We start from the raw sequence: 26,840 nt of genomic DNA on the forward strand, positions 1-26,840 counted from the left end.
CGGACAGGTGGATCCTTCTCAGCTTCGCGCGCACATCCGTTCCCGGTTCTCGCCCCGATCGGATGCATTGGCGCTCGACCGGCGCGGCTTCGTGCGGCTTGCGCTCGGCACCGGGGCCGGGCTCGTCATCGGCGGGTGGCTGCCGGCCGCGGCACGTGCGGAAAATGCAGCAACGGCGGCGGCGCAGGGCGAGGGTATCTTCGCGCCGTTCGTTCACATCACGCCCGACAACGTGGTGACTGTGCTGGTCAAGCATCAGGACATGGGGCAGGGCGTTGCCACTGGGCTTGCAACGCTGGTGGCGGACGAGCTCGACGCCGATTGGGCGCAGGTGAAGGCCGAGTTCTCGCCGGCGAACGTCGAGCTCTACAAGAACACCGCCTTCGGCATCCAGGGCACGGGCGGCTCGACCGCCATCGCCAACTCGTTCGAGCAGTACCGCAAGGCGGGCGCCGCGGCGCGTGCCATGATCGTGGGGGCGGCGGCCAAGCGCTGGGGCGTCGCGGCCGATACGGTCAAGATCGAGAAGGGCGTCGTCACCTCGGGCAACCACAAAGCGACGCTCGGTGAGCTGGCCAAGGAGGCATCTGCGGCGCCGGTGCCGGCGGAGCCCAAGCTCAAGACGCCGAATCAGTTCACCTACATCGGCAAGTCGTTCCCGCGCGTCGATTCCGTTGCCAAGACGACGGGCGCGCGCATCTATACGCAGGACGTCCAGATTCCGGGCATGCTCGTTGCCACGCTCGCGCGTCCGCCGCGCTTCGGTGGCACGGTGAAGTCGGTCGACGACAAGGCGGCGCGAGCGGTCAAGGGTGTCGTGGACGTGGTGCAGACGTCGCGGGGCGTGGCCGTGCTCGCCACCTCGACCTATGCCGCGATCAAGGGGCGCGATCAGCTCAACGTCACCTGGGACGACAGCAAGGCGGAGATGCGCGGCACGGATACGCTCATCGCCGACTACCAGGCGTTGGCGGACAAGCCGGGCCTCGTCGCACGCAATGAGGGCGATGCGGAAGGCGCCATCGCCAAGGCCGACAAAGTGCTCGAGGCGACTTACATCTTTCCCTATCTCGCGCACGCACCGATGGAGCCGATGAACTGTGTCGCGCAGTTCAAGGACGGCAAGGCCACGCTGTGGACCGGCTCGCAGCTCCAGACCGTGGACCAGGGCGTCGTGTCGGCGATCCTCGGGATCAAGCCGGAGGATGTGATCATCAACACGCTGTGGGCCGGCGGCTCGTTCGGCCGGCGTGGCGTCTACGACTCCGACTACATCGCCGAGACGGCGGAGATCGTGAAGACGACCGGGCGCAGCGAGCCGATCAAGCTCGTATGGACGCGCGAGGACGACATCAAGGGCGGCTACTACCGTCCGGTCTACGTGCACAAGGTGCGCGTCGGCCTCGACAAGGATGGTGCCATCCTCGGCTGGCACCACCGCATCGTTGGGCAGTCGATCATCACCGGCACGCCGTTCGCGGCGGCGCTGATCAAGGACGGCATCGACGCGACCTCCGTCGAGGGCGTCTCGGATACGCCGTACGCGATTCCGAACATGCAGGTCGAGGTGCACAATACCAGCGCCGGGCCGCGGCCGCTCTGGTGGCGCTCGGTCGGGCATACGCACACCGCCTACGTCATGGAGACGATGATCGACGAGATCGCCGCCGTTTCCGGCAAGGACCCGGTGGTGTTCCGCCTGGCTCTGCTCGAGAAGCATCCGCGGCACGTGGGCGTGCTCAAGCTTGCCGCCGAGAAGGCCGGTTGGGGCACGCCGGCGCCCGAGGGCGTGCTGCGCGGCGTGGCCGTGCACGAGAGCTTCCAGAGCTTCGTCGCGGAGGTGGCGGAGGTGCGCCTCGTCGACGGCAAGCCGAAAGTCGATCGCGTGGTGGCCGCCGTCGATTGCGGACTGGCGGTGAACCCGGATAACATCAAGGCGCAGGTGGAGGGCGGTGTCGGCTTCGGCCTCGGCGCCGTGCTGCACAGCAAGGTGACGCTCAAGGACGGCGTCGTGGAGCAGGGCAACTTCGACGGCTACGAGGTGCTGCGCATGAACGAGATGCCGCACGTCGAGGTGCATCTCGTGCCGTCCGACGCGGCGCCGACCGGCATCGGCGAGCCGGGCGTGCCGCCGATAGGGCCGGCGGTTGCCAACGCCGTCGCCGTGGGCACGGGGCAGCGCGTACGCGTGCTGCCGTTTGCGGATGGACTGAAGCTTGGATGATGCGATGCCAGAGGCCGGAGCGATCGACGTGGGCGGTGCGTCCGCCTCCGTCGACTCCGGCCCGTCGCGCGACGTGACGGCGATCGCGCGGCAGTGGCTCGATCAGTACGGCACTATCTCGCTCGCGACCGTCATCAAGACGTGGGGCTCCTCGCCGGTGCCGGTCGGCGGGCAGCTCGTGGTCGGGCCGGATGAGCGCTTCGAGGGTTCGGTCTCCGGCGGATGCGTCGAGGCGGCGGTGATTACGGCGGCGGGCGAGGTGATGGCCTCCGGCCAGCCGAAGGTGCTCGAATTCGGCGTGGGCGACGAGACGGCCTGGCGTGTCGGGCTGCCGTGCGGCGGGCGCATCGAGATTTTCGTCGAGCGGCTTTCGGGCGCGGGTGATGCAACCTATCTCGATGCCGTTCTTGCCGCACGGGCCTTGCGCTCGCTGTTGGTGGTCGATACCGATCTCGCAAGCGGGCGGCGTACGCTGCATCGCGACACTGGCGCTTTTCCCGCGGACACGGCCGATGCGCTCACGAACGGCGAGTGCGTTCTGGTCGAGGACGATGAAGGACGGTGCTTTCTCCATGCACTGGCGCCGCCGCTGCGCGTCATCCTGGTCGGCGCGGGGCATGTGGCGCAGGTGCTTGCCGATCTCGCGCAGCGCGTCGGCTTCCAGGCGACGGTGATCGATCCGCGCACGGCGTTCTCGTCGGAGGTGCGTTTCGGTGGCGTGCCGTTGCGTCAGGATTGGCCGGAGGCAGCGCTGCCGGCGCTCGGCCTCGACAACCGAACGGCGGTGATCACGCTCGCGCACGATGCGCGGCTCGACGACGAGACGCTGCCGTTCGCGGTGCGCTCGCCGTGCTTCTATGTCGGCGCGCTCGGTTCGCGGCGCACGCACGAGAAGCGCGTCGAGCGGCTTGCCAAGGCCGGGCTGTCGGAAGCCGAGATCGCGCGCATCGACGCGCCGGTCGGGCTCCCCATCGGCGCCAAAGGGCCGGGCGAAATCGCGGTCTCTATTCTCGGCGCGGTCATCAAGGCACGGCGCGGGGCTTAACGCTATGAAGGTGCTTTTGCCCTTTCATCCGGAAGCGATTTTGCGATCGTTTCCGACCTCTCCCCACAGGGGGCCGCGGGTGAGGGGGCGCTTGGTGCACCCATCACGAACGGACTGCATTCGATGACCGGTGGCGCCAAACAGCTTCCGCTGGCGGCGGTGCTGCTCGCGGGCGGGGCGTCGCGGCGCTTCGGAGCGGCGAACAAGCTGCTCGCCGAGGTCGACGGCGCGCCGATCGTCGCCAGAGTGGCACGCGAGATCCTGGCCGGTGGCGTGGGCGAGCTCGTTGTGGTGACGGGTGCGGAGCATGACGCCTATGTGGCGGCGCTCGCGGGGTTGCCGGTGCGGTTCGCGCAGAACGCCGCTTGGGACGAGGGCATCGGGGGGTCGATCGCGGCCGGTGTGCGTGCGCTGTCCGAGGCGCCGCAGGCCGCCTTCATCGTTCCGGGCGATCTGCCCAATCTGACGGCCGACGTGTTCTTGGGGCTCGGCGCGGCGTTCGCCGCCGCGTCCGGTGCGCGCGTGGTCGTGCCGGTGACGGCCGAGGGCGAGCAGCGCAACCCCGTGCTGTGGCCGCGCCGGCTGTTCCCAAGGCTGGCGGCGTTCACCGGCGCCAAGGGCGGCAAATCCCTGCTGGACACATTGGGCGATGAGCGCGTTGATGTGGCGTTCGACGACGAGTCCCTGTTCGCGGATATTGATACGCCGGACGACTACGCGCGCCTCATCACGGGAGCCTGATGTGACTGTCATCGACCGGACGGAACGGAGCGACCGCGCGGCGGACGCGGCGCCGCTGCTCCGCGTCTCCGGCGTGCGGAAGTCCTATGCAACTCCGCAGGGGGCGCTTGCGGTGCTCAAGGGCGTCGATCTCACGCTCGCTGCCGGTGAGAGCCTGGCGCTACTCGGCGAATCCGGCAGCGGCAAAAGCACGCTGCTGCACCTGATCGGCGGGCTCGACGACGCGGATGCTGGCGAGATTGTGCTCGACGGCGTGCGCGTCACGGGGATGCCTGATGCCGAGCGCGCGGCGCTGAGGCGCGAAAAGATCGGCATCGTGTTTCAGCAGTTCAATCTCGTGCCGAGCCTGACGGTGGCGGACAACCTCGCATTCCAGGCGCGGATCGCGGGGCGCTTCGATGCGGCGTGGCAGGACGAGCTGATGCGCCGGCTAGGGCTTGCCGCGCTCGCGGGGCGCTATCCCGAGCAGCTTTCGGGCGGGCAGCAGCAGCGCGTCGCCATCGGGCGGGCGCTCGCGGTCAAGCCGCGCCTCTTGCTCGCGGACGAGCCGACCGGCAACCTCGACGCGGCGACGGGCGACGAGGTGCTGGGCCTGGCGCTCGATCTCATCCGGCGTACGGGATGCGGGTTTCTGATGGTGACGCACAGCACGCGGCTCGCTGCCCGGCTCGACCGGCAGGTGATGCTCGCGTCCGGCGTGCTGGTGACGCCGTGAGGCAAGCATACTGGATCTTCGCCACGCTGCTCAGCCACTGGCGCCGGCATCCGTTGAACCTCGCCACGCTCATGGTCGGGCTCGCCATCGCGACGGCGCTGTGGAGCGGCGTGCAGGCGCTGAATCAGCAAGCGCGCGCCAGCTACGACCGGGCCGCAGCGGTATTCGGCGAGGCGGGTTTGGCGAGCATCGTCAGCGCGCGGGGCGCCTTCGTCGCACAGGACGCCTACGTCGCGCTGCGGCGCGCGGGGTGGAAGGTGTCGCCTGTGTTGGAAGGAAGCGTGCGCATCGGCGCCGCGTCCTATCGGCTGATCGGCGTCGAGCCGCTGACGGTGCCGCGCGGCTCGCCGGTCAGCGGCCTTGCGACCGGCGGCGAGCTCGAAGCGTTCCTGCGCGCCCCGGGGCAGACGCTCGCCGCGCCCGAGACGCTGGGCGAGCTCGGCGTGGCGGAGGGCGCGACGCCGTCCACGGACAAGGGCAAGGCGCTGCCGCCGCTGGTTCGTGACGGTACGGTCGCACCGGGGCTGCTCGTGGTCGATATTGGCGCCGCGCAGGACATCCTCGGACGGCCGGGACAGCTCTCGCGCCTCATCGTCGATGGCGACGCCGCGCAGCCTGACGCGGCCGCGCTCGCGGCCGTTGCCGGAGACGCCCTGCGGCTTGAGGCGGCGGCTGAAGGCGGCGACCTCGCGCGGCTCACCGACAGTTTCCATCTCAATCTCACAGCGTTCGGGTTGCTGGCGTTCATCGTCGGGCTGTTCATCGTGCACGCCTCCATCGGGCTCGCGTTCGAGCAGCGACTCGGCACGCTGCGCACCATGCGCGCGGTTGGTGTGCCGCTGCGTCTCCTGATGGCTGCGCTGGTCGCGGAGATGGTGCTGGCGGCGCTATTGGCCGGTGCGGTGGGCATGGTGTGCGGATATTTCATTGCGGCCGCGCTTCTGCCCGACGTGGCGGCGAGCCTCGATGGGCTCTATGGCGCGCATGTGAGTGGTCAGCTCGCGATCGCGCCGCGCTGGTGGGCGTCCGGGCTCGGCATGGCGCTTGCGGGTGCGCTCGCCGCTTCCGCGCTGAGCCTCGCCAAGGTGGCGCGGTTGCCGGTGCTGTCGGTGGCGAAGCCGCTCGCATGGCGCGAGGCGCAGCAGGTGCAGTTGCGGCGCCAGGGCGCGTTCGCCGTGTTCTGCCTCGTGGTGGCGCTGCTTGCCTATGTCGCCGGGCACGGGTTGATCGCGGGGTTCGTCGTCATCGCCGGCGTGCTGCTCGGGGCGGCGCTACTCTTGCCACTTGCGCTTTCTGGCCTGCTCAGCGCCGGCGAGGGCACGGCGAAACAGGCGCTCGCGCAGTGGTTCTGGGCCGACACGCGCCAGCAGCTCTCGGGGCTCTCGCTGGCGCTGATGGCGCTCCTGCTCGCGCTCTCGGCGAACGTCGGTGTCGGCACGATGGTGGAAGGGTTCCGCAAGACGTTCACAGGCTGGCTCGACGAGCGGCTCAACGCGGAGATCTATTTCGATGCGGCGAGCGCGGCCGACGGCGCGCGCATCGCGGCGTGGCTGGCGAGGCAGCCGCAGGTGAGTGCGGTGCTGCCCGTGTGGCGGGCCGAGACGCGCATCAAGGGATGGCCGGTGGACGTGTACGGCACGCGCGATCACGCGACATACCGTGTGCATTTCTCGCTGCTTTCCGAGCTGCCGGGGGCGTGGGACAAGGTGCGCGACGGAGAGGGTGTGCTCGTCAGCGAGCAGCTCGCGCGGCGCATGGGGCTCGGGCTCGGCAGCACGCTTGCCATTCCGACGGGGGATGCGGTTTGGGAGGCTCCGGTGGTCGGGCTCTATCCGGACTATGGCAACCCGAAAGGACAGGTGCGCGTCAACGTCGATCATCTGGTGCGGCACTGGCCGGACGCACGGCGCACGAGCTACAGCCTGCGCACTGCGCCGGAGCAGGCGGAAGCGCTCATCGGTACGATGCAGGCGCAGTTTGGCGCGTCGCTGGCGCGTGTCGTCGATCAGGCGTCGCTCAAGGCGGCCTCGACGCGCATCTTCGAGAAGACGTTCGCGGTGACGGGCGCGCTCAACACGCTGACGCTCGTCGTGTCGGGCATCGCGCTGTTTGCGAGCCTGCTGGCGCTGACCGGGCTTCGGCTCGCGCAGCTCGCGCCGGTGTGGGCGCTCGGCGTGCCTCGGCGCAGGCTCGCCGACCTCGAGATCGGTAAGCTGCTCGTACTGGCCGCGATCACGGCGGTGCTTGCCGTGCCGCTCGGGCTGGTGCTCGCGTGGTGTCTGGTCGCCATCGTCAACGTGCAGGCGTTCGGCTGGCGGTTGCCGTTCCATGTCTTTCCGCTGCAGTGGGTGGTGATCCTGGCGCTGGCGCTGGTGACGGCGCTGCTCGCCGCGGTCATTCCGGTGGCACGGCTTGGACGTACGGCGCCGCAGGATCTGCTCAGGGTGTTCGCCAATGAGCGCTAGGACGCGTTTTAGCCGTGTCGTTGTTGTTTTCGCGATACTTGTACTCGGTGTGTGGTGCGGGCACGTAGCGGCGCAGGGGTTTGCGGGGCTCGGCGAGGATGCGGCCGGCTTTGCCGAGGTCGTGCCGGGAAAGGCGATCACGTTTCCGGAAGACCTCGGCGCGCATCCCGACTACCGCATCGAGTGGTGGTATGTGACGGCGAACCTCAAGGATGCGGCGGGCACGCCGTACGGCGTGCAGTGGACGCTGTTCCGGCAGGCGAATACACCGGGGCCGCAACGCGAGGGCTGGGCCAGCCAGCAGGTGTGGCTGGGGCATGCCGCGGTCACGACCGCGGGCGCGCATCGCTTCGCCGAGACACTGGCGCGCGGCGGCATCGGCCAAGCCGGCGTGACGGCGGAGCCATTCCAGGCGTGGATCGATGACTGGTCGTTCGCGAGGATCGACGGAGCGGCCGGCCTCGCCGCGACCACGCTTGCGGCCAAGGGCAAGGATTTCAGCTACGCGCTGCAGCTCAGGAGCGATCGCGCGCTGGTGCTGCACGGCGATCGGGGCTTCAGCCGCAAGTCGGAGCGCGGGCAGGCGTCCTACTATTACAGCCAGCCGTTCTTTACCGTGGCGGGCACGCTGACGCTCGACGGGCGCACCGTCGATGTCACCGGGCAGGCGTGGATGGACCGCGAGTGGAGCAGCCAGCCGCTCGCGTCCGACCAGAAGGGCTGGGACTGGTTCTCGCTGCATCTCCCCGGCGGCGAGAAGCTGATGCTGTTCCAGCTCCGCGGCGCGGCGGAAGCGCCGTTCCGCTCGGGAAGCTGGATCGGCGCGGATGGGGCCGTTGCAGTGCTCGCCAACGACGACATCGAGCTCACGCCGGGCGAGACGCGCGTCATGGCCGGACGACGGCTGCCGGTCCACTGGACGGTGGAGGTCAAGAGCCGCGGGCTCAGGATCGAGACGGCGCCGCTCAATGCCGAGAGCTGGATGGATACCATCTTCCGCTATTGGGAAGGGCCGATCAGCTTCCGCGGTTCGCACGCGGGCGTCGGCTATCTGGAGATGACAGGGTACGAGTGAGGTGCCCCCTCACCTGTGCAGCTCCGCTGTAGCCATTTCGACGTCGAGCAAGGGGAGATTTGCGTGGGTCCCGGCCTTCGCCGGGATGACGTATATTAGGAGGATGCCGCGAGCCTCTTCTCGACGTCATCCCGGCGAAGGCCGGGACCCACGCCAGCTTCCACAAACGCTACGCCGGCAGGATCCTCGTGGAACAGTGCAACTTGGAGCGAGGCTCCGAAGGCACGCTAGCGCGTCTGGCGGTCGGTGGCTTTCGAGACGGTGGCCATGGTCACGGCGACCTTGTCGCCCTCGCGCAGAAGCGCGTTGGGCGAGAGGATGACGCGGTCGGAGGGCGCAAGCCCCGCGACGATCTCCACCCGCTCGCCGAAGTCGCGGCCCACCATCACCGCACGGAAGGCGACCTCGTCCTCGCCCGCCACCACGGCCACTTGCTGGCGGCCGTCGCGGGTGACGAGCGTGTTGGTCGGCACGGTGACGGGCGCGCGCTCGCGCACGACGCCAAGCGTCACGACGCCGGTCAAGCCCGCGGGGATGCGCTCCTCCGGGTTCGTCATCATGAGCTCGGCGCGCATGGTGGAGGAGGCCTGGTCGATGACGCCGGCGCGGCGCACGACCTTGGCCTCGAACACCTCGCCCGGCAGCTCGGCGAACGACACCTTGGCCGCGTTGCCGAGCCTCACCTTGAGGGTGTCGGTCTGCGGCACGTCGAGCTCGACGCGCAGCTCGTCGAGACGCGCGATGCGGAACAGGGGCGCGCTCGGCTGGGAGTCGGTTGCCGAGATGCGGTCGCCGCGCTCTACGGCGCGGGCCACCACCGTGCCGGCGAACGGCGCGCGCACGGTGAGGAAGCCCTGCACCTCCGCCAGGCGCTGCACCTCCGCCTCGGCGGCGGCGAGGTCGGCCTCCGCGACGCGCTCGTTGGCGGTGCGCTCGTCGCGCTGCTGCTCGGAGACGTGGCCCTGCTTGACGAGCTGCTCGGCGCGCCCGGCGTTGACGCGGGCGAGATCAAGGCGGGCGCGCGTCTGCTGCACGCTTGCCTTGGCGCGGGCCAGCTCCTGATCGACCTCGGGCGCGTCGATGACGAGCAGCACGTCGCCCGCCGCCACCTTGTCGCCGATGTCAACGAGACGCTTGGCGGCAACGCCGCTCGCGCGCGAGGCGACGATGGCTTGCTCGGCCGGAGCGGTGCGTCCAGTCAGCGTGATGGTGCCCGTCTCGCGTAGCGGCTCGGGATGCACGACGCGGACGGCTTTCGGCTGCGCGGCCTCCTTGGACTGCGCGGCGCGCTGCGTGGCCTCGGCGGTGACCGGCGAGGTGATCGACTGCGTCCACGCGAAGTAGACGGCGCCGGCGGCCGCCAGTCCCGTTACGCCTGCGATGAGGATGCGCGAAAGGATCATGGCTCGTGTTCTCTCATCCGCTCGTGGCAAGGCCGTGACTGGGGGATTGCGATACTTCGGCGCGCTCGGCCTCGACGGCCGCGCCCGGCCGCGGGCGCGCCAGCATCGCGAACAGGAACGGCACGAGCGTCAGCGTGGCGACGGTGCCGAGCATGAGCCCGCCGACCACGGCGCGGCCGAGCGGCGCGTTCTGCTCGCCGCCCTCGCCGGCGCCGAGCGCCATCGGCAGGATGCCGACGATCATGGCGGTGGCCGTCATCAGCACCGGGCGCAGTCGCGTCCGGCCGGCGTCCACGGCGGCTTCGAGGGCGGTGGCGCCTTCCGCGAGGCGGTCGCGGGCGAAGCTCGTGACCAGCACGGAGTTCGCGGTCGAGACGCCGATGACCATGATGAGGCCGGTCAGGGCTGGCACCGAGAGCGGCGTTGCGGTCACGAAGAGCGCGATGAGGGCGCCGGTGATGGCGACGGGCAGCCCGCTCATGGCGATGAAGGGCAAGAGCCAGGACTGGAAGTTCACCACCATCACTAGGTAGACGAGCACGGCCGCGAGCACGATGCCGCTCGCCATCTCGCCATAGGCCTGCGTCATGGAGCGGGCGCGGCCCGCCACCTCGATGCGGTTGCCCGGCTTCAGGCGCTTCTCGACATCGGTGATGGCGGCGGCAACCTCGGAGTAGACGCCGCCGAGGTCCCGGCCCTCGACGTTGGCGAGCACGGTGACGGTCGGCATCAGCGTCGTGCGGTCGATGTTGGCCGGCACGTGGCGGAGCTGAACACTGGCAATGGTGCGCAGCGCCACCGCGCGTCCGCCCTCGGAGGCGCGTACGGGCGTGTTCAGGAGCTGCTCGATCTCGACGAGGTTCGAAGGGGGCGCCACGATCTGCACCGTGTAGGCGCTGCCGACCACGGGATCGCTCCAGAAGGTCGGCGACACGGTGCCGCCGGTGCCGAGCGCACCCAGGATGGCGTTGGCGGCGTCCTGCGGCGTCACGCCGATCTGGGACGCGCGCGTGCGGTCGATCTCGATGTAATAGCTCGGCAGGTTGCGTACCTGGCGCACGGTGACGTCGACGGCGCCCGGGATCTCGCGCATGCGCTCCTGCAGCGCGCGCGCCGCTTCGCCGTTGCCCAGGCCGTCGCGTCCGATGACGCGCACCTCGATGGCGGTCTGGGCGGAGCCGGCCAGCGTCTGTGCCGTCGCGTCGGCGGGTCGGAAGTAGAAGGTCAGCTCCGGGAAGCGCTCGCGCAGCATGCGCCGGATGGCGGAGACATAGCCGGCGGTCGGCGCGTGTTCCTCGGCAAGCTGGATCAGGACCTCGCCGTCGAAGGAGCCGATCACGCCACTCTCGATCCACGCCAGGTTGATCGGCTCGGGCGCGCCGATGTTCTCGGCAATGAAGCCGACGTCGCTCGCCGGCACTACCTCGCGGATGGCGCGCTGGACGTCGGCGAAGGTGCGCGCGGTCTCCTCGACGCGCTGGCCCGGAGCGCTGCGGACGTAGACGCGGATCATGCCGGCGTCGGTCTCGGGAAAGAACTCGCTGCCGAGGCGCGTCGCCGTCCAGGCACCGCCGGCCACGATGGCCGCGAGGGCGGCGAGCGGCAGGACCTTGTTGCGGGAAAGGAAGCCGACGAAGGCCGCGGCGGCCGCCGAGGCGCGCTTGATGCCGCCCTCGAAGCCGCCGGTGGATTCGTCGTGGGACGTGTGCGTGTGAAGCAGCATGGTGGCGAGCGAGGGCACCAGCGTGCGCGATAGCACGTAGGACGCCGCCATCGCGAACACGACCGCAAGTGCCAATGGCGTGAAGACGAACGCGGCGGTGCCGGTGAGGAGGAACAGCGGCGAGAAGACGATGCAGATGGCGAGCGTGGACACGAACTCGGGGAAGGCCACCTCGCTCGCGCTCTTCAGCACGGCCTCCCTGAGGCCGAGGCCCTTCTCGAGGTTGCGGTTGATGTTCTCGATCTCGACCAGCGCGTTATCGACGAGAATGCCGATGGCGAGCATCAGGCCGCCGAGGGTCATCAGGTTGAAGGTCTGGCCAGTGAGCATCAGGCCCGAGACGGACGCGAGCAGCGCCAGCGGGATCGAGGTCAGCACGATCAGCGACGAGCGCCAGCTCCCGATGAAGACCAGAACGACGAACGCAACCAGCAGGCCGACGATGAGGCCTTCCTTGAGGACGCTGTCCACCGCGTGCTCGACGAAAATCGACTGGTCGAAGATCGGCTCGATGGTGACGCCCTCGGGCGCCGCCGCGCGCAGGTCCGGCAAGCGGCGCTTGACCTCGCGCACGATGTCCACGGTCGAGGCGTTGCCGAGCTTCAGGATCGAGACCAGCACCGCGTTCTGTCCGTCGAGGCGGGCGATGTTGGTCTGCACGGCCTGGCCGTCGCGGACGCTTGCCACGTCCGAGATCTTGATGGTGCGGCCCTCGACGGAGCGCAGCGGCAGGTCGGCGAAGGTGGCGACCGTCTCCGGGCTGGCGTTGGTCGTGATCAGGATCTCGCGCGTGCCCGTGCGCAGCGTGCCGGACGGCAGCGTGAGGTTCTGCGCGGAGACGGCACGGGCGATGTCGCTCGGCGATAGGCCGTGGGCCTGTAGCGCCTCGGGGTTCAAGTCGATCATCACCTGGCGCGCGGCGCCGCCGTAGGGCAGCGACAGGCGGATGCCGGGGATGGACTGGATCTGGGCGCGGAGCTGCAGGCGCGCGTAGTCGAACAGTGCTCCATCGCTCAGTGTGTCGGAAGCGAGCACGAGCTGCAGCACCGGCACCGAGGACGGGATGTAGGGCACGATCAGCGGCGGCATGGTGCCCGGCGGCATGCGCCTGAGGATGGTCTGACTCACGGACGTCACCTGCGTGAAGGCGTTGGTGACGTTGGTGCCGGGCTGGAAATCGACGCGGACGATGGCGACGCCGTTCAGCGTCTCCGAGCGTAGCTCGCGGATGTTGTCGACGTTGTTCATGATGGCGAGCTCGCTGAACGACGTGAGCTTGGTCGCCATTTCCTGGGCGTTGAGTCCCTGGTAGGTCCAGATGATGTTGATGGAGGGGATATTGACGGTCGGCAGGATGTCCATCGACATCCGTTGCGCGGAGAGCCCGCCGAAGAGGAACAGAAGGATGGCCAGAACACCGACCGTGTGACGGTGCGCGATGGCGTATCTGACGATCCACATGCCCGGTCCCTCGCACGCGAAGATCGGTGGAGCTGCGCTTGAGAGCGGCGGGGGAACGATTGGCTGCCCGCTGATGAACTCTCGACAAATTCAAGAGGTTATAGCGCATCTCCGCGCACGCGGGGGTAACTTTGGCGTCGCGGGCAGATTACAAATCGTTTAAGCGGAGCCGCCGTGGGCTGCGGCTCCGCTCCCGGCCGTTGGGGATGGATCGGGGGGTGGGCGGCCGGTCAAATGTTAGGCAGAATCTGGATCGCGTAGCGGTGTCCGTGCTGCTCGCGATAGAGGATGCGGACGTGCTCGCCGCGGCGCAGGCCCACACCCATGAGGCGCGGATCGTAGCGGTAGACGTGGTTACGCACCGTCAGGTTTTGTCCTTTCGGATTGAGATGCTCGATGCGTCCCGTCACCTCATGGGTGGGGCTCGCGGCCGATGCCGCCCCGGCAGCGGTCATGGCCAATGCAACTCCTGCTACTCTCTTTGTCACTCGCATGACACGTCACATCCTCGCGTATGCCGCCGCGGCCGACCCGTCCGGATCGGCACGGGCGGCCGGGTTGGGGCTACTTCGCGTGGCGGATCTTCGAGGCCACCATCTTGCCTGCCTTAGTCTCGTAGGTGATGGCGACCTTGTCGCCGGCCTTGATCTTGTCGAGCTTCACGCCGCTGCCGATCTCGAAGGTGTCACCGCCGACGAGCGTCAGCTCGTGCTTGGCGGCGTCGGTCGACTTGACGTCGCCGGTCTTGGTCTGGGCCGCTGCGAGGGCGACCGTCGAGAGGGCGGCGAGCGCGGCGAGAGCCAGAGGGGCGACTGCTTTCCTGGACATCGATATCTCCTTGTTGCTTGTCTTGTCCGTCGTGGGAGCCGTCTCTGCGGCGGGCCACGCTGTTGTTATGGGCCCCCGAGCTTGCGGCTCCTTGGCCGCCGGCATACGGATTCGTAAGGTCGCGTTTTTTCTTCAGGCGGCCGCGGCACCCGGAAAGCGCACGGCGACGCGCAGGCCGGGCGCGTGGTCCTCGAGCGCGATATGCGCGTCGTGCAGCTCGGCGATGGCGGCGGCGAGGGTGAGGCCCAGTCCGCTGCCGGGCGTCGAGCGGGCGCGCTCCAGCCGGTAGAGGCGTCGGAACACCTTCTCGCGCTCGTCCTGGGGGATGCCCGGCCCATCGTCCATCAGCTCGGCGCGGAAGCCCTGCGGCTCGTCATGGAGCGCAAGCGCGATGCGCGTCCCCGGCGGGCAATGGCGGATCGCGTTCTCGATCAGGTTGGCGAAGAGCTGGATCAGTAGCTCGCGGTCCCCCTTGACGACGGCGGGCTTCCAGCGTGCGTCGGCCCATTCGAGGCGGTGCCCCGCATCCTCGGCAACGGCCGCGTAGACGTCGGCCACGTCGTCGAGCACGGCGCCAAGGTCGACGTTGGCGAAGCGCGCGCGACGCGCGCCGGCCTCGATCTGCGTGATGCGCAACAGCGCATCGAAGGTCTCCATCATGGAGTCGAGATCTTCGAGCGCGTCCTCGACTGCGGCCCGGAAATCCGCGGTCGTTCGGGCGCTGCGGCGCGCGATGTCGAGGCGCTGGCGCAGGCGGCCCACTGGCTTCTTCATGTCGTGGGCGATGTCGGAGGAGGACTGGTTCACGCTCTCGATCAGCTTCTGCAGGTGGTCGAGGGTGCGGTTGACCTGCGCGCCGACGTGATCGATGTCGTCGCCGGAGCCGGACATGGGCACGCGTGCCGCGATGCGGCCCTCGGACACGGCGGACAGCGTGTTGGCGAAGGCGTCGATGCGGTGGTGAGTGCGCGCGGCGAGGAAAGCGCCGCAGAGTGCGCCGATGAGCGAGGTGGCGGCAAGGCCGATGCCCAGGACCTCGAGCAGGAACGCCTGCGTGCGCCGGAGCTCGCGGTTGGAGCTGCCGACGAGCAGGCGTCCCTTCGAGACAGGCTGCCAGACGGCGAGGAAGCGATCGTCGGGCTCGCCGTTCTCCCGGTCCGCTTCGATGCTCGACCGCTCGAGCGAGAGCCACGCGTCGGTTTCCCTGATGCCGCTGACGTTGCCGGCCACGTGGCGGCCTGTTCCATCCACCAGCTCGATGATGAAGTCGGCATCGCGCACGGAGCCGCCTTCGCCCTTCACGACAGCCACAAGGTCGTCGAAGCCCTGCTGCCGGTCGATGGTCAGCAGCGCGTCCATGGTCTCCTGCGTACGCAGCCGGATCTGGTCGGTAAGGCGGGTGGTGATGCCGAAGTAGAGCACCGCGAAGAGGGCGACGACGGTGATCGCGAACAGGGCGGTGAAGGTCGCGGCGAGCCGCACCGGGGTGCGCTTCAGAAAGGGCGGAGCCCCGGTCATGGCCCTTCGTGCAGGCTGTAGCCGGCGCCGCGTATGGTGTGGATCAGCTCGGTGGTGAACGGCTTGTCGATCTTGGTGCGCAGGCGCGAGATGTGCGTCTCGACGACGCTGGTCTTGGGATCGAAGTGGAAGCTCCACACGCGCTCCAGCAGCATGGTGCGCGTGACCACGCGGCCCTTGTTGCGCATCAGCACTTCCAGCAGGCGGAACTCGCGCGGCTGCAGGTCGATCTCGGTGCCGGCGCGGGTGACCTTGCGCGAAATGAGGTCGAGCGCGAGGTCGCTGACCTTGAGGCGCGTTTCCTCTCCCTTGAGATGCGGGCGGCGGGCGAGCGCATTGAGGCGCGCCAGCAGCTCGGAGAAGGAGAAGGGCTTGACGAGGTAGTCGTCGCCGCCGGCGTCGAGCCCGTCCACGCGGTCGTCGACGCCACCGAGGGCGGTGAGAAAGAGGATCGGGACCTTGCAGCCGGCCTTGCGCAGGGCCTTGACGATGGACAGGCCCTCCTGGCCGGGCAGCATGCGGTCCACGATGAGGACGTCGTAGTCCTCAGCCATGGCCCGCGCCAAGCCATCGCGGCCGTCGCAAAGATGGTCGACGGTGTGGCCCTCCTCCTCAAGGCCCTTGACCACATAGCCGGAGGTGTCGGGATCGTCCTCGATGAGCAGAACGCGCATAGTTGCCGCCCTCGTACGGAGGTGTTTATGCGTAAGTATCTCGCGATGGCGACTTTACGCCTATGACCTGTTCGCGCGCTTACCGGGACCTTACGGATTGGTAAGGCGGGCCCGCGGGATGTGAGGTCAGGCCAGGGCTTCGCGTGCCGGTGCCGCGGGTGGCAATGCGTCCACCTCGGTGTGGAGCTCGTCCGGCCGGTGCTCGGCGGCGATCACGAGATAGATGACCGGCAGGAGGAAGAGCGTGAACAGCGTGCCGATGGCCATGCCGGTCACCAGCATGATGCCGATGCTGTTGCGCGCTTCGGCGCCGGCGCCGGTCACGAACACCAGCGGCAGGTGGCCGAACACGGTGGCCGCGGTGGTCATCAGGATCGGCCGCAGGCGCGTGCGCGCGCTCTCGCGGATGGAGGCCAGCTTGTCGAGGCCCTGCTGCTGCAGGTTGTTGGCGAAGGAGACGATCAGGATGCCGTTCTTGGCGATGAGACCGACCAGCGTGATGAGGCCGATCTGGCTGTAGATGTTGATGGTCGTGAAGCCTAGGAACGTGAACACGAGGGCCGCCGTCAGCGCCAGGGGCACGGAGCCGAGCAGCACCACCAGCGGGTCGCGGAAGCTGCCGAACTGCGCGACGAGCACGAGATAGATGAGCAGAATGGCGAAGCCGAGCGTCCCGGCCAGCGTTGCGCCTTCCTGGCGGATCTGCCGTGACTCTCCCGCGTAGTCGATCGTGTATTCGGCGGGCAGGATGCTGCGCGCCGCGCTCTCGAGCGTGTCGAGCGCGGCGGCCTTGGTGACGCCCGGCACCACGCCCCCGTAGACGCGGAAGCTGTCGGCCTGCTGGAAGCGGGCGAGCGTGCGCGGGGCGGTATTGGTGTCGAGCGTGGCGATGGCGGAGACCGGGATCTGCTTGCCCTCACGCGTGCGCACCTTGTAGTCGAGCAGGCGTGAGGCCACGGCGCGGGCGTCGAGGTCGACCTGGGGGATGACCTTGTAGGCGCGGCCCTCGCGCGTGAAGCGGTTGACGTAGTTGCCCGAGATGAGGATGCCGAGCTGGCGGCCGACGTCGGCGAGGTCGAGGCCGAGATCGGCGACGCGCTCGCGATGCACGGTCACCATTACCTGCGGCAGGTCGATCTTGAGGTCGGTGTCGGCGAACATGAACTGCCCGCTCATCAATGCCGCGTTGACCAGCTTGCCGCCGTAGTCGGCCATCTGCTCCGGCGTGCCGGGTCCCTTCAGCACCAGCTCGACGTCGTAGTTGCCCGCGCCCGGCAGTGCCGGGGGCAGCACAGGAAACACCTGCAGCTCCTTGATCTTGGAGACGGAGCCGAACACGTCGGGCTGCACCTCGTGGGCGGTGCGCGTGCGGTCGTGCCAGTTCTTGAGGAGATAGCCGCCGAAGCCGGTCGATGGGAACACGATCTCGAACATGGCCTCGTACTCGGGCAGTGCCTTGCCGATGGTATGCAGCTTGTCCATGTGGCCGGCCGTATAGGCGAGCGAGGCGTCGGGCGCGGAGTTGATGATCAGCAGGATGAAGCCTTCGTCCTCGATCGGCGCCAGCTCCTGGGAGGAGAACATGTAGAGCGGCACGGCCAGCACGCAGATAAAGGCGCCGAAGGCCAGCACCTGCGCGCGCAGATGCAGGATGCCGTCAAGGCAGCGCCCGTAGGCGGACGACAGCCGCTCGAGCGAATGGTTGACGAAGCGGGCGTAGCGACCCTCGTGTCCTCCCTCGGACGCCGAGTAGGCGCTCATGACGGGCGAGAGCGTGATGGCGACGAAGCCCGACACGATGACGGCGATGGCAAGCGTGAAGGCGAATTCCTTGAACAGGACGCCGGTGAGCCCGTCGAGGAACCCGATCGGCGCATAGACCACGGCCAGCGTGATGGTCATGGCGATGATGGGCGTGAAGAGCTGGCGGGAGCTTACGAGCGCCGCCTCGAGCCGGCTCTTGCCGGCCTGCATGTGGCGCGTCACGTTCTCGACCACGACAATGGCGTCGTCGACGACGATGCCGACCGACAGCACGATGGCGAGCAGCGTCAACAAGTTGAGCGAGAACCCCATGGCCAGCATGGCGGCCGTGGCGCCGATCAGCGAGATCGGAATGGTGACGAGCGGCACCAGCGCGCTGCGCCATGAGCCGAGGAACAGGAACACGATGAGGCCGACGATCAGCACCGTCTCGCTGAAGGTCTTGGCGATCTCCTTCAGCGAGTTCTCCATGTAGACGGTACCGTCGTAGGCGAGGCCGATGTCGGTCTTGGGCGGCAGGTCCTTGCGGATGTCGTCGAGCATGGCGCGCAGCGCATAGGCGACAGCGATCTCGTTGGTGCCCGGCAGTGGCCAGACCGAGAGGTAGACCGCGTCCTTGCCGTCGTGCCGGACGTTGGCGGTCTCCTCCTCGGAGCCGAGCTCGACGCGGCCGAGGTCGGAGATGCGCACGATGCGGTTTGCATCCTCGCGCACGATCAGGCGCTCGAACTCGTCGACGCTCCTCAGGTCCGTGTTGGCGAGCAGGTCGACTTGCACCTGGCTGCCCTTGGTGCGGCCCACTGCGGCGAGGAAGTTGTTGCGCGTGAGCGCCGCCTCGACATCGCTCGCGCCGAGACCGAAGGCGGCCAGGCGGTCCGCGTCGAGCCAGATGCGCATGGCCTGGGGGCGCGCACCCTCGAGGCCGACGCGCTGCACGTTGGGAAGGGTCGAGAGGCGCGGCTGGACGTGGCGCGAGAGATAGTCGGTGATCTCGGGCGGCGTCATGCTCTCCGAGGTGACGCTGACGTAGAAGGTCGCGTAAGGGCGGTCGGCGCGCTGCACCTCGACGACGGGGCTCTCGATCTCCTGGGGCAGCTCGCTCCTGATCTGGTCCAGGCGGTTGCCGACCTCGGCCAGCGCCACCGTGCTCGGGTGGTTGAGCTTCAGGCGCGCGGTGACCGTGCTCACGCCGGCCACGCTCGACGATTCCACGTAGTCGATGCCGGTGATGGAGGAGACGGCGCGCTCAACCGGCGTGGTGACGAAGCCGCGGATGCTCTCGGCGGATGCGCCCACGTAGACCGTGGTGATGACGATCGACGAGCTTTCGATGCGCGGATATTGCTGGATCGGAAGCTGCGTGGCCGCGCGCAAGCCGATCAGCACCAGCGCCAGGTTGACGACGATGGCGATCACCGGCCGGCGGACGAACATCTCGATCATGCGCATGGGGTGGCCCTCAGTTGACGCCGACCTCGGCCGCGGGCTGGGCCACGGCGCCGGTGTCCACGAGCAGGCCCTCGCGCAGCTTGAAGGAGCCCGAGGTCGCGATCAGCTCGCCGGTGGCCAGCCCTTTCAGCACCGCGATGTCGTCACCCTGGACGGCTCCGGTGGTTACCTGACGCATGCGTGCGCGCAGCTTTCCCTGCTCCTCGACCAGAACGAAGACGTGCTGGCCCGCGGGCGAGCGGCGCACGGAGGCGAGCGGCACGAGCACTGTGGGCTGCGGTTCCGAGGTGGTGACGGTCACGTCCACGAAGGTGCCAGGGCGCAGCGTCTCGCCGAAGCCTTTGGCGACGGCGCGGAAGCGTATGGCGCGGTTGGATCCGTCGGCGCTGTTGTCCTCGGCGACGATGTCGGCCAAGGCCGTGCCGCCGGGGATGGCAGGGCCGCTCAGCGTGACGCGGGTTCCGGCGCGGATGGCGGCGGCGTCATCCTGCGGCAGCGAGAAGTCGACGTAGGCGTCGGGCGCGACGCCCTGCAGCGTGACGATCAGCGTGCCGGCGTCGAGGTAGGCGCCGGGCTGCCAGTCGGTGATGCCGACGCGGGCGCGGAAAGGAGCCACGAGGCGCTTCTTGTCGACGATGACGGCGAGGTTCTGCGCGCGGGCGCTTGCGGAAGCATGCTCCTCGCGCGCGCGGTCGAACTCCTGCTGATTGAAGGCGGCGCTCGCGCGCAAGCTTTCGCGGCGATCGAGCGTCAGCTTGGCGAGACGCGTGTCGGCCTCCGCAGCGGCAAGCGCTGCCTGCTCCTGGCGTACGTCGAGCTGCACGAGCAGCGCGCCGGCCTCGACCACCTCGCCGGACTTGAATCCGATCTCGGCGATGACGCCCGCGATCTCGTTCCGGATGTCGACCTGGCGCAGGGCCACCACGGTGCCGATGGCGCGCGTCGTCGCCGACCACTCGCCCTCGCGGGCGCGCACCGAATGTACGGCCTCGACAGGCTCCGGCGTGGCCTGGGAGGCGGCCGTGGCGAGCTGGATCTCGTTATACTTGTAGACCCCGAGCCCGCCGGCGATGCCGGCAATGGCGAGGATCACGACCAACCAGGCTAAGAGGCGCCTCAGCATTTTTTCCTCGGGCGATGCGCGTGCGAAAGCAATCGATGCGACGGGTATCAACGTGCGGAAGACGTCTCGCCGGGATCACCGCCTCTACGTTCGCGGCTGGCCTTCGGATCGGTCTTCGCCATGACTTCGACGAGATCCATGTGCTCCGCTCCGAACCAGCGGTTGCGGAACGGCCATGGCCTTGTCGCATCCAGGACGCGCGGGGTTCCTCCCATCCGACATTCGCAATCGGATTATTTTTTTCTTTTGTGGGTTGTCTTCGGCTGCGGGCCGCGGCCGGTCAAGCGCTACGTTTGTCGAGGGATTTTCAGCCCTGCGCAAGCGTACCGAGTATTCTCACGGTGTGGCAACTTTGCCGCGTTTTCCACGGCTCGCGACGCGGCTTTTCCGTTTATTTCCCATCTCGCCAAAACAGCGGAGGCGCGGATATTCAATCCGCCGCCGGACGGATTGCGATGCGGATATGCTCCTTGCGGGCGCCGCTGACCTGCAGCGCGAACGGCCCCGGGCCGATCTCGAAGCGCACGCTCTTGCGGATGCCGTCGCAGTCCTTCGACCCCGTGTGGCCGGTGGCCTCGAGGGCGGTGTCGTTCTGCACGACGTCGATCCAGCCGTCGCCGGACAGCGTGACCTGATAGTGTCCCGCCTCCAATGCCTCCACGTTCACGACGCCACCGAAGGCGCTGGCGTCCTCCGGCTTCGGCGTGCTGGTCGGCGTCGCGGGCAGCGTCGCCTCGGCGGCGGGCACGAGCTTGAGCTCGATGGCCTTGTCGCTCGGGGGAGCCTTGAGCGTGGCGCCGGAAGCGACCTCAGCGCTGTCGGCGGCCTTCATCCAGGAGAGCTCGGTCGCGAGCGGCCAGAGGAAGCCGTCGCAGCCTTTTCCGCCCGCCGCGCGCGTGGGCGTGGCGTGCAGGGCGCCGAGAATGGCGAGCGCGATCAGAAGCCTTCGCATCTCACTCCACCGCGACCATGACATCGGAGGCCTTGATGACGGCGGAGGCCGTCATGCCGGGCGCAAGCTTCAGCTCGTCCACGGCCTCGTTGGTGATCGAGGCCGTGACGACGCTGCCGCCGAGGTCGATCCTGACATGCGCCGTGGTGGCGCCCTTCTTCACGTCGACGATCTTGCCTGTCAGCACATTGCGGGCGCTGATCCTCATGGCCGCTTTCCTTCTTCTGTCTGGCCCGTTGGGTTCATCCTTATATAGGGCCAGACAAGAGATTTGAAGGCCGGGGCCTAGAACCTCACGCGCGCGTTCGCGAAGAACTGGCGGCCGGGCTCGGGGAAGCCGTCGGCCAAGCTATAGTCCTCGTCGAAGAGGTTGGTGGCGCCAAGCGAAAGCGTTGCGTTGTCGTTGAAGGCATACTCGGCGTTGAAGTTCACGAGAGCGTAGGCGCCGATGTCGGTAAAGTTCGGCCGGGCTGCTGCCGGTGACCTCGCGCTTGCTCCCGGGCATCCTCCGGTGTTCTGGAGCGCGCTCATATTGCCATTGTTGGTCAGCGTCGTCCGGCAATCGGTGATCAGGACGGTGCGGTCGCTGGACAGCTCAAGGCTCGGCGTCAAGGTCAAATAGGGCAGCGCTTGCCAGGAGAGGTAGAGGAACGCCTTGTGGGCCGGCGTGCCCTCGGGCTTGTAGACGGCCACCGAGCCGAGCTGGGCAGCCTGTTGATTGGCGTTGCCGAAGGGGGTGAACGATGCCGAAGCATAGTCGACATCGCGCTCGATGTAGGTGTAGTTGCCGCCGATGCGCAGCGTGCGCGTCACATTCCAATCGGCCGACAGCTCGAGACCGTAGGTCTCAGCGTCGGCGTTGATGCCGATGATGGAGTTGTTGCCGTTGGCCGCGTAGAACACATTCTGGATGCTGTCCTTAATGTCGGAGTAGAAGACGGCGCCCGAGAACTTCACGTCGCCGAATGTGTCGCTCACACCCAGCTCGTAGTTGGTGGCGCGCTCCGGGTCGAGGTTCGGATCGACTGCACGGGTGCCGAAGCGAGTGCTGTAGCGCTCGAACAAGGTCGGGAAGCGGGTACGGGAGGACACGCTTGCGTGGGCCGTGCCTGTCCGGCTGTAGCTCAGGACGGCGGCGCCTTGCCAGTTCCAGGCGTCGACGCTGGGCGTCTCAGGTTGAGATAGGACGACCGTGGGTGCCGAGCTGTTGGTGAATTCGGCTTGCAGAACCTCGTTCCAGTCGTAGCTGATGCCGGTAATAAAATCCAAGAAGGGCGTCGCATGGAATGTGTTCTCGATGGCAAGCGACCACGTCTCTTCCCTGCTGGTCTCCGTAGGAGACCTTCCTGTAAAGGGGCCGCTGAGCGGCGTGGCGTCGTAGTCCAGATCCCATTCCTTGTGAGTGTCCCGGCGATAGTGGATGGCACCTTTGAGGGTGTTCATGGGAATGAGCTCGGTGCCCAGTTCGACGAATCCGCCGTAGTTGTAATCGTCGTAGATGCTGTCGAGGAAGCGCGTCGTATAGCTGCCGTCGTTATGGAACTGCAGGTCGCTGCCGAACGTGCTGTAGGAGAGATTGGTCTTGATGTAGGAGGCATCGCCGAGCTGTGTCTTCGACAGCCATGAAAGCTGCGAAGTGGACCAGTCGTCCCAGGTCCAGTGCCGCTCTGTGGCGCCGAAGAAATAGCCCTGGACGGCCTGACGGTTCACATGGGGCGGAGAGCCTCTCTCGTTGGCCTGGGTCGTGTAGTTGATGCTGTACTCGTCGGTGGCATTCGGCGTGATGCCGACCTTGGCGTTGATGCGCCAGTCCTCGAAGTACGAGCGGTAGCGGTCGCCGCCGTCCTCATACGGATAACCCGGCAGGTAGCCGGGCGTCGTGGATGGGCTTGCCGGCCGGAAGTCGTCCGACAGGCTGAAATGGTCCTGATCGATGATGGTGCCGCTGACCTGGGCGTAGTAGCCCTTCTGCCGCGTGCCGGCGTAGGCGTAGCTGCTCCACTGGTTCATATCGTCGAGGTCGCCGTTCATGACGAGTCCGGCGCGGCCCTCGAGCTCGATCTCCTTGGTCGGCTTGCGAGAGACGAGGTTGATGGCGCCGCCCATGCCGCCAGGACCGTTCAGAACCGAGACGTAACCCTTCTGCACCTGAACCTCGGCGAGATCGGGGGTGAGGAAGCGGCCAAAGTCGAGGCGGTTGTCGGCCGGAAGATAGACACGCACGCCGTCCATGTAGAGCGGCACGCGGAAGCGGTCGAAGCCGCGCACCTGGATGTCCCTCTCGTTGCGGCTGTTGCCGCTCTGCTGGATGGACACGCCGGGCAGGATGTCGAGGGCCTTGTCGAGCGACTGCTTGTTATAGGTCCACATGGCCTCGTTGGTGATCGTCGCGCCGCCGATGAGGTCGAGCTGGCCGAGGGTGAACGGCGCGACGGCTGGACCTTCCACTACGACCGTGCCGGCGAGATCGGAGCCGCCGGGTGCCGCGGGCGCTCCCGTGCTCGCGGGCGTGATCTGCCGCTTGCCCTTGCGGCGCGGAGGCTCGCTTGGGGCCTGCACGACAACGGGAGGACGGGGGGTTGCCTCGTCGGCGGTGATGTCGCCGCCTGGCGTGGCGGCGCTGGGGTCCTGTGCGAGCGCTGACGATGTTGCGACGCAAAGACCGACCGCCGTGACGGCGGCGAACACGCACTTGGACATTCTACTCCCCCAACACTGCTGCGGGCTCATGAGCCCGTATTCCCCAGTGTGCTATATTCATATGAATACGACGTGGGACAAGTGCAAAAATGCACCACTTTGGTCTGTGCTTCAGTGGAAGTCGCGGCTCTTGATGGGAAGCGATGTCGCGCGTGCTGCGGTGATCACCTCGCTGCCGAGCCCGTCCGCGTCGTGCAGAAGCGCGAGCGCGCCGCTCAGGTCGACAAAGCGTTCGGCGAGCACGTGGACCACGTCGCAGGCGCGCTGCAGGCGGCCTTGCACGAGCAGGAAGCGCGCCGACATGATGGTGCGGCGGTTGGCGGCGAACACCTTCGGCCAGACGATGATGTTGGCGATACCCGTCTCGTCCTCGATGGTCAGGAAGACGACCTTCTTGTCGCCGGGCATCTGGCGGATGAGAACGAGGCCGGAAACGCTGATCTTCTGGCCGTCCCTTGTTCGCTCCTTATTGTGCAGCCGCTTGTTCGGCGTCACGCCGCGTGCGTCGAGGCGCGCGCGGAAGAACGATACCGGGTGCGCCTTCAGCGACAGGCCCGTCGTCGTGTAGTCCTCCGCCACGTGCTCGGGCAGCGGCATCGGCGGCAGGGCAACGACCGGCTCCGTGAACAGCTCGTCACCCGCGTGCGGATCGAAGAGCGGCAGTGTCGCGCGGCCGTCGCCCCCCGCCTTTCCGTTGCGGTGGATGCCGATGGCCGCGAGCCGGCGCGCGGACCAGAGCGCTGCGCGCCGATCGAGGCCCATGGAGCGGAAGGCGTCGGCGGCGGCCATGCGCTCTATTGCGCTGCGCGAGACGCCAACCGCGGCGAGGCGCTCGATGCTGCCGTAGCCGTTGCCGCGCGCGGCGACGAGCGTCTTCACCTCGTCCTCGCTCATGCCGTCGATCTGGCGCAGCCCAAGGCGCACGGCGAAGCGGTGCGGGCCTTGCTCCGCCGGCTCCAGCGTGCAGTCCCAATGGCTGAAGTTGACGTCGGGTGCGCGCACCTCGACGTCGTGATCGCGCGCGTCGCGCACGAGCTGCGCCGGCTGGTAGAAGCCCATGGGCTGGCTGTTCAGGATGGCGGCGCAGAAGACGTCCGGGTAGTGGCACTTCATCCAGGCGGAAGCGTAGACGAGGAGGGCGAAGCTCGCGGCGTGGCTCTCCGGGAAGCCGTACTCGCCGAAGCCCTCGATCTGGCCAAAGCAGCGCTCGACGAACTCGGGGTCGTAGCCGCGCCGGGTCATGCGGGAGACGAACTGCTCGCGGTAGAGGTGGACGTTGCCGTTGTGGCGGAAGGTGGCCATGGCGCGCCGCAATCCGTCGGCCTCGTCGGGCGTGAACTCGGCCGCGGTGATGGCGATCTGCATGGCCTGCTCCTGGAACAGGGGCACGCCTTTGGTGCGGCTCAGGACCTCTCTCAGCTCATTCGGATCGTGAGGCGGCGCGGGCGAGGGATAGTGCTCCGGTTCGCGCCCTTCGCGTCGTTTGAGATAGGGATGCACCATGTTGCCCTGGATCGGGCCGGGACGCACGATCGCCACCTCGATGACGAGATCGTAGAACTCCTTTGGCCGGAGCCGCGGCAGCATGGACATCTGCGCGCGGCTCTCGACCTGGAAGACGCCGATGGAGTCCGCCTTCGAGAGCATGGCGTAGACCTGCTCGGCGTCGGGGGTGCCGTCCTGCGGGATGGTGGCCAGCGCGAGAGGACGCTTGTAGTAGGTGCTGAGGAGGTCGAAGCCGCGCCTGAGCATGCTCAGCATGCCGAGCCCCAGCACGTCGACCTTCATCAGCCCGAGCGTGTCGATGTCGTCCTTGTCCCATTCGATGAAGGTGCGCTCGTCCATGGCGGCTTTGGCGATCGGCACGGTCTCGTCGAGGCGCCGGCGGGTCAGAACGAAGCCGCCGACGTGCTGGGAGAGGTGGCGTGGGAAGCCCATCAGCTCGCGCGCGAGCAGCACGGCCTGGCGGATCTCCGGATTGGCGGGATCGAAGCCCGCCTCCCGGATGTGCTTGTCGGGGAGGCCGTCGGCGTGGCTGCCCCACACCGTCTTGGCGAGCGCGGCGGTGACGTCGGGCGTCAGCCCCATGGCCTTCCCCACCTCGCGGATGGCGCGGCGCGAGCGGTAGTGGATGACGGTGGCGCAGATGGCGGCGTACTCGCGGCCGTAGCGCTTGTAGATATGCTGGATCACCTCCTCGCGCCGCTCGTGCTCGAAATCGACGTCGATGTCGGGGGGCTCGCCGCGCTCGAGCGAGATGAAGCGGGCGAAGAGGAGCTTGCTGGTGCTCGGGTTCACTTCCGTGATGCGGAGGCAGAAGCAGACGGCGCTGTTGGCCGCTGAGCCGCGGCCCTGGCAGAGGATTTTTTCCTCGCGGGCGAACTGCACCACGTCGTGGACGGTCAGGAAGTAGCGTGCGTAATCAAGCTTCTCGATGATCCCCAACTCCTCGATGAGGCGGTTGCGGACTTCGTCGGGAACGCCGTCGGGATAGCGGTCGCGGGCGCCGGCCCAGGTCAGATCCTCGAGATGCCCCTGTGCCGTCTTGCCCGGCGGCACGGGCTCGTCGGGGTATTCGTTCCTGAGGTCGGCGAGCGAGAAGCGGCAGGCGTCGACGATCTCGATGGTGCGTTTGATCGTGTCGGGGAAGGCCGCGAACAGGCGGGCCATCTCGGCGGGCGGCTTCAAGTGGCGCTCGGCGTTGGCGGCGAGGCGGAAGCCCGCCTCGTGGATCGTGCACTTCTCGCGTATGCAGGTGACGACGTCGGCGAGCGCGCGGCGTGCGGGCGTGTGGTAGTGCACGTCGTTCGTGGCGATGAGGGGTGTGCCGCTGCGCCTGCCGAGCGCGTCGAGCTGGCGGAGGCGGCGCGGCTCGTCGCCCCGATAGCTGTGGACGGCGGCGAGGTAGCTGCGTCCCGGCGCGGTGTGGGCGAGATTTTCGAGGCGTTCAGCGAAAGCTGGTGTGAGATCTTCGGGCGGC

At 68.0% G+C, this 26,840-nt stretch carries 18 protein-coding genes; 6 read left to right on the plus strand and 12 right to left on the minus strand.

Going from position 1 to position 26,840, the window contains the following annotated elements; translation table 11 throughout:
* The first annotated feature begins 7 nt into the window (after positions 1-7).
* The 6 genes from IT540_RS10465 (at position 8) to IT540_RS10490 (ending at position 8,265) form a co-directional block, all read left to right on the plus strand.
* The gene (locus IT540_RS10465; RefSeq protein ID WP_291176963.1) at positions 8-2,224 is read left to right on the plus strand and encodes a xanthine dehydrogenase family protein molybdopterin-binding subunit; all 2,217 of its coding nucleotides are present in this window, start codon (positions 8-10) and stop codon (positions 2,222-2,224) included.
* A gap of 4 nt (positions 2,225-2,228) precedes the next feature.
* On the plus strand, positions 2,229-3,269 hold the full coding sequence (locus IT540_RS10470; RefSeq protein ID WP_291176913.1) for an XdhC family protein: 1,041 nt from the start codon (positions 2,229-2,231) through the stop codon (positions 3,267-3,269).
* Between the two features lie 123 nt (positions 3,270-3,392).
* Entirely contained in the window at positions 3,393-4,010 is a 618-nt protein-coding gene (locus tag IT540_RS10475; protein WP_291176916.1) for a nucleotidyltransferase family protein, read from the plus strand.
* A 1-nt stretch (position 4,011) separates the two neighbouring features.
* Complete coding sequence (locus IT540_RS10480) at positions 4,012-4,725, plus strand: ABC transporter ATP-binding protein (protein ID WP_291176920.1); 714 nt, start codon at positions 4,012-4,014, stop codon at positions 4,723-4,725.
* Positions 4,722-7,190: an FtsX-like permease family protein gene (locus IT540_RS10485; protein ID WP_291176924.1), complete on the plus strand. Its 2,469-nt coding sequence runs from the start codon at positions 4,722-4,724 to the stop codon at positions 7,188-7,190. The genes IT540_RS10480 and IT540_RS10485 overlap by 4 nt, the downstream gene beginning before the upstream one ends.
* Positions 7,180-8,265, plus strand: coding sequence for a lipocalin-like domain-containing protein (locus tag IT540_RS10490; protein WP_291176927.1), 1,086 nt, complete (start codon positions 7,180-7,182; stop codon positions 8,263-8,265). The genes IT540_RS10485 and IT540_RS10490 overlap by 11 nt, the downstream gene beginning before the upstream one ends.
* A gap of 227 nt (positions 8,266-8,492) precedes the next feature.
* Here the strand turns inward: IT540_RS10490 and IT540_RS10495 are convergent, their stop codons facing one another.
* From IT540_RS10495 to IT540_RS10550, 12 genes are all read right to left on the minus strand, one after another.
* Positions 8,493-9,668 (minus strand): efflux RND transporter periplasmic adaptor subunit, encoded by a 1,176-nt coding sequence (locus tag IT540_RS10495; protein ID WP_291176930.1) that lies wholly within the window; start codon positions 9,666-9,668, stop codon positions 8,493-8,495.
* Between the two features lie 13 nt (positions 9,669-9,681).
* Positions 9,682-12,852 (minus strand): efflux RND transporter permease subunit, encoded by a 3,171-nt coding sequence (locus IT540_RS10500; RefSeq protein WP_291176933.1) that lies wholly within the window; start codon positions 12,850-12,852, stop codon positions 9,682-9,684.
* 230 nt (positions 12,853-13,082) lie between these two features.
* Positions 13,083-13,307, minus strand: coding sequence for a hypothetical protein (locus IT540_RS10505; protein ID WP_291176936.1), 225 nt, complete (start codon positions 13,305-13,307; stop codon positions 13,083-13,085).
* A gap of 109 nt (positions 13,308-13,416) precedes the next feature.
* Complete coding sequence (locus tag IT540_RS10510) at positions 13,417-13,680, minus strand: DUF1344 domain-containing protein (protein ID WP_291176939.1); 264 nt, start codon at positions 13,678-13,680, stop codon at positions 13,417-13,419.
* A 132-nt stretch (positions 13,681-13,812) separates the two neighbouring features.
* Positions 13,813-15,198: a HAMP domain-containing sensor histidine kinase gene (locus IT540_RS10515; protein ID WP_291176942.1), complete on the minus strand. Its 1,386-nt coding sequence runs from the start codon at positions 15,196-15,198 to the stop codon at positions 13,813-13,815.
* Positions 15,195-15,872: a response regulator transcription factor gene (locus IT540_RS10520; protein ID WP_291176944.1), complete on the minus strand. Its 678-nt coding sequence runs from the start codon at positions 15,870-15,872 to the stop codon at positions 15,195-15,197. The genes IT540_RS10515 and IT540_RS10520 overlap by 4 nt, the downstream gene beginning before the upstream one ends.
* Before the next feature lie 126 nt (positions 15,873-15,998).
* Positions 15,999-19,085: an efflux RND transporter permease subunit gene (locus IT540_RS10525; RefSeq protein WP_291176947.1), complete on the minus strand. Its 3,087-nt coding sequence runs from the start codon at positions 19,083-19,085 to the stop codon at positions 15,999-16,001.
* A 10-nt stretch (positions 19,086-19,095) separates the two neighbouring features.
* Complete coding sequence (locus IT540_RS10530; RefSeq protein ID WP_291176951.1) at positions 19,096-20,208, minus strand: efflux RND transporter periplasmic adaptor subunit; 1,113 nt, start codon at positions 20,206-20,208, stop codon at positions 19,096-19,098.
* A gap of 430 nt (positions 20,209-20,638) precedes the next feature.
* Positions 20,639-21,160 (minus strand): hypothetical protein, encoded by a 522-nt coding sequence (locus IT540_RS10535; RefSeq protein WP_291176954.1) that lies wholly within the window; start codon positions 21,158-21,160, stop codon positions 20,639-20,641.
* A 1-nt stretch (position 21,161) separates the two neighbouring features.
* Complete coding sequence (locus IT540_RS10540; RefSeq protein WP_291176957.1) at positions 21,162-21,368, minus strand: TOBE domain-containing protein; 207 nt, start codon at positions 21,366-21,368, stop codon at positions 21,162-21,164.
* 77 nt (positions 21,369-21,445) lie between these two features.
* Positions 21,446-23,860, minus strand: coding sequence for a TonB-dependent receptor (locus tag IT540_RS10545; RefSeq protein WP_291176959.1), 2,415 nt, complete (start codon positions 23,858-23,860; stop codon positions 21,446-21,448).
* Positions 23,861-23,971: 111 nt separating this feature from the next.
* On the minus strand, positions 23,972-26,840 hold a 2,869-nt coding region (locus IT540_RS10550), incomplete at its 5' end, for an error-prone DNA polymerase (protein ID WP_291176961.1).

It is taken from the genome of Hyphomicrobium sp. (genome assembly GCF_020852195.1).
Lineage (GTDB): Bacteria > Pseudomonadota > Alphaproteobacteria > Rhizobiales > Hyphomicrobiaceae > Hyphomicrobium_C.

What these genes read in the sequence shown, in the direction of transcription:
- IT540_RS10470 (WP_291176913.1), top strand. Translation starts at nt 2,229, where the DNA reads ATGCCAGAGGCCGGAGCGATCGACGTGGGCGGTGCGTCCGCCTCCGTC.
- IT540_RS10475 (WP_291176916.1), top strand. Translation starts at nt 3,393, where the DNA reads ATGACCGGTGGCGCCAAACAGCTTCCGCTGGCGGCGGTGCTGCTCGCG.
- IT540_RS10490 (WP_291176927.1), top strand. Translation starts at nt 7,180, where the DNA reads ATGAGCGCTAGGACGCGTTTTAGCCGTGTCGTTGTTGTTTTCGCGATA.
- IT540_RS10495 (WP_291176930.1), bottom strand. Translation starts at nt 9,668, where the DNA reads ATGATCCTTTCGCGCATCCTCATCGCAGGCGTAACGGGACTGGCGGCC.
- IT540_RS10500 (WP_291176933.1), bottom strand. Translation starts at nt 12,852, where the DNA reads ATGTGGATCGTCAGATACGCCATCGCGCACCGTCACACGGTCGGTGTT.
- IT540_RS10505 (WP_291176936.1), bottom strand. Translation starts at nt 13,307, where the DNA reads ATGACCGCTGCCGGGGCGGCATCGGCCGCGAGCCCCACCCATGAGGTG.
- IT540_RS10510 (WP_291176939.1), bottom strand. Translation starts at nt 13,680, where the DNA reads ATGTCCAGGAAAGCAGTCGCCCCTCTGGCTCTCGCCGCGCTCGCCGCC.
- IT540_RS10515 (WP_291176942.1), bottom strand. Translation starts at nt 15,198, where the DNA reads ATGACCGGGGCTCCGCCCTTTCTGAAGCGCACCCCGGTGCGGCTCGCC.
- IT540_RS10520 (WP_291176944.1), bottom strand. Translation starts at nt 15,872, where the DNA reads ATGCGCGTTCTGCTCATCGAGGACGATCCCGACACCTCCGGCTATGTG.
- IT540_RS10525 (WP_291176947.1), bottom strand. Translation starts at nt 19,085, where the DNA reads ATGCGCATGATCGAGATGTTCGTCCGCCGGCCGGTGATCGCCATCGTC.
- IT540_RS10530 (WP_291176951.1), bottom strand. Translation starts at nt 20,208, where the DNA reads ATGCTGAGGCGCCTCTTAGCCTGGTTGGTCGTGATCCTCGCCATTGCC.
- IT540_RS10535 (WP_291176954.1), bottom strand. Translation starts at nt 21,160, where the DNA reads ATGCGAAGGCTTCTGATCGCGCTCGCCATTCTCGGCGCCCTGCACGCC.
- IT540_RS10540 (WP_291176957.1), bottom strand. Translation starts at nt 21,368, where the DNA reads ATGAGGATCAGCGCCCGCAATGTGCTGACAGGCAAGATCGTCGACGTG.
- IT540_RS10545 (WP_291176959.1), bottom strand. Translation starts at nt 23,860, where the DNA reads ATGTCCAAGTGCGTGTTCGCCGCCGTCACGGCGGTCGGTCTTTGCGTC.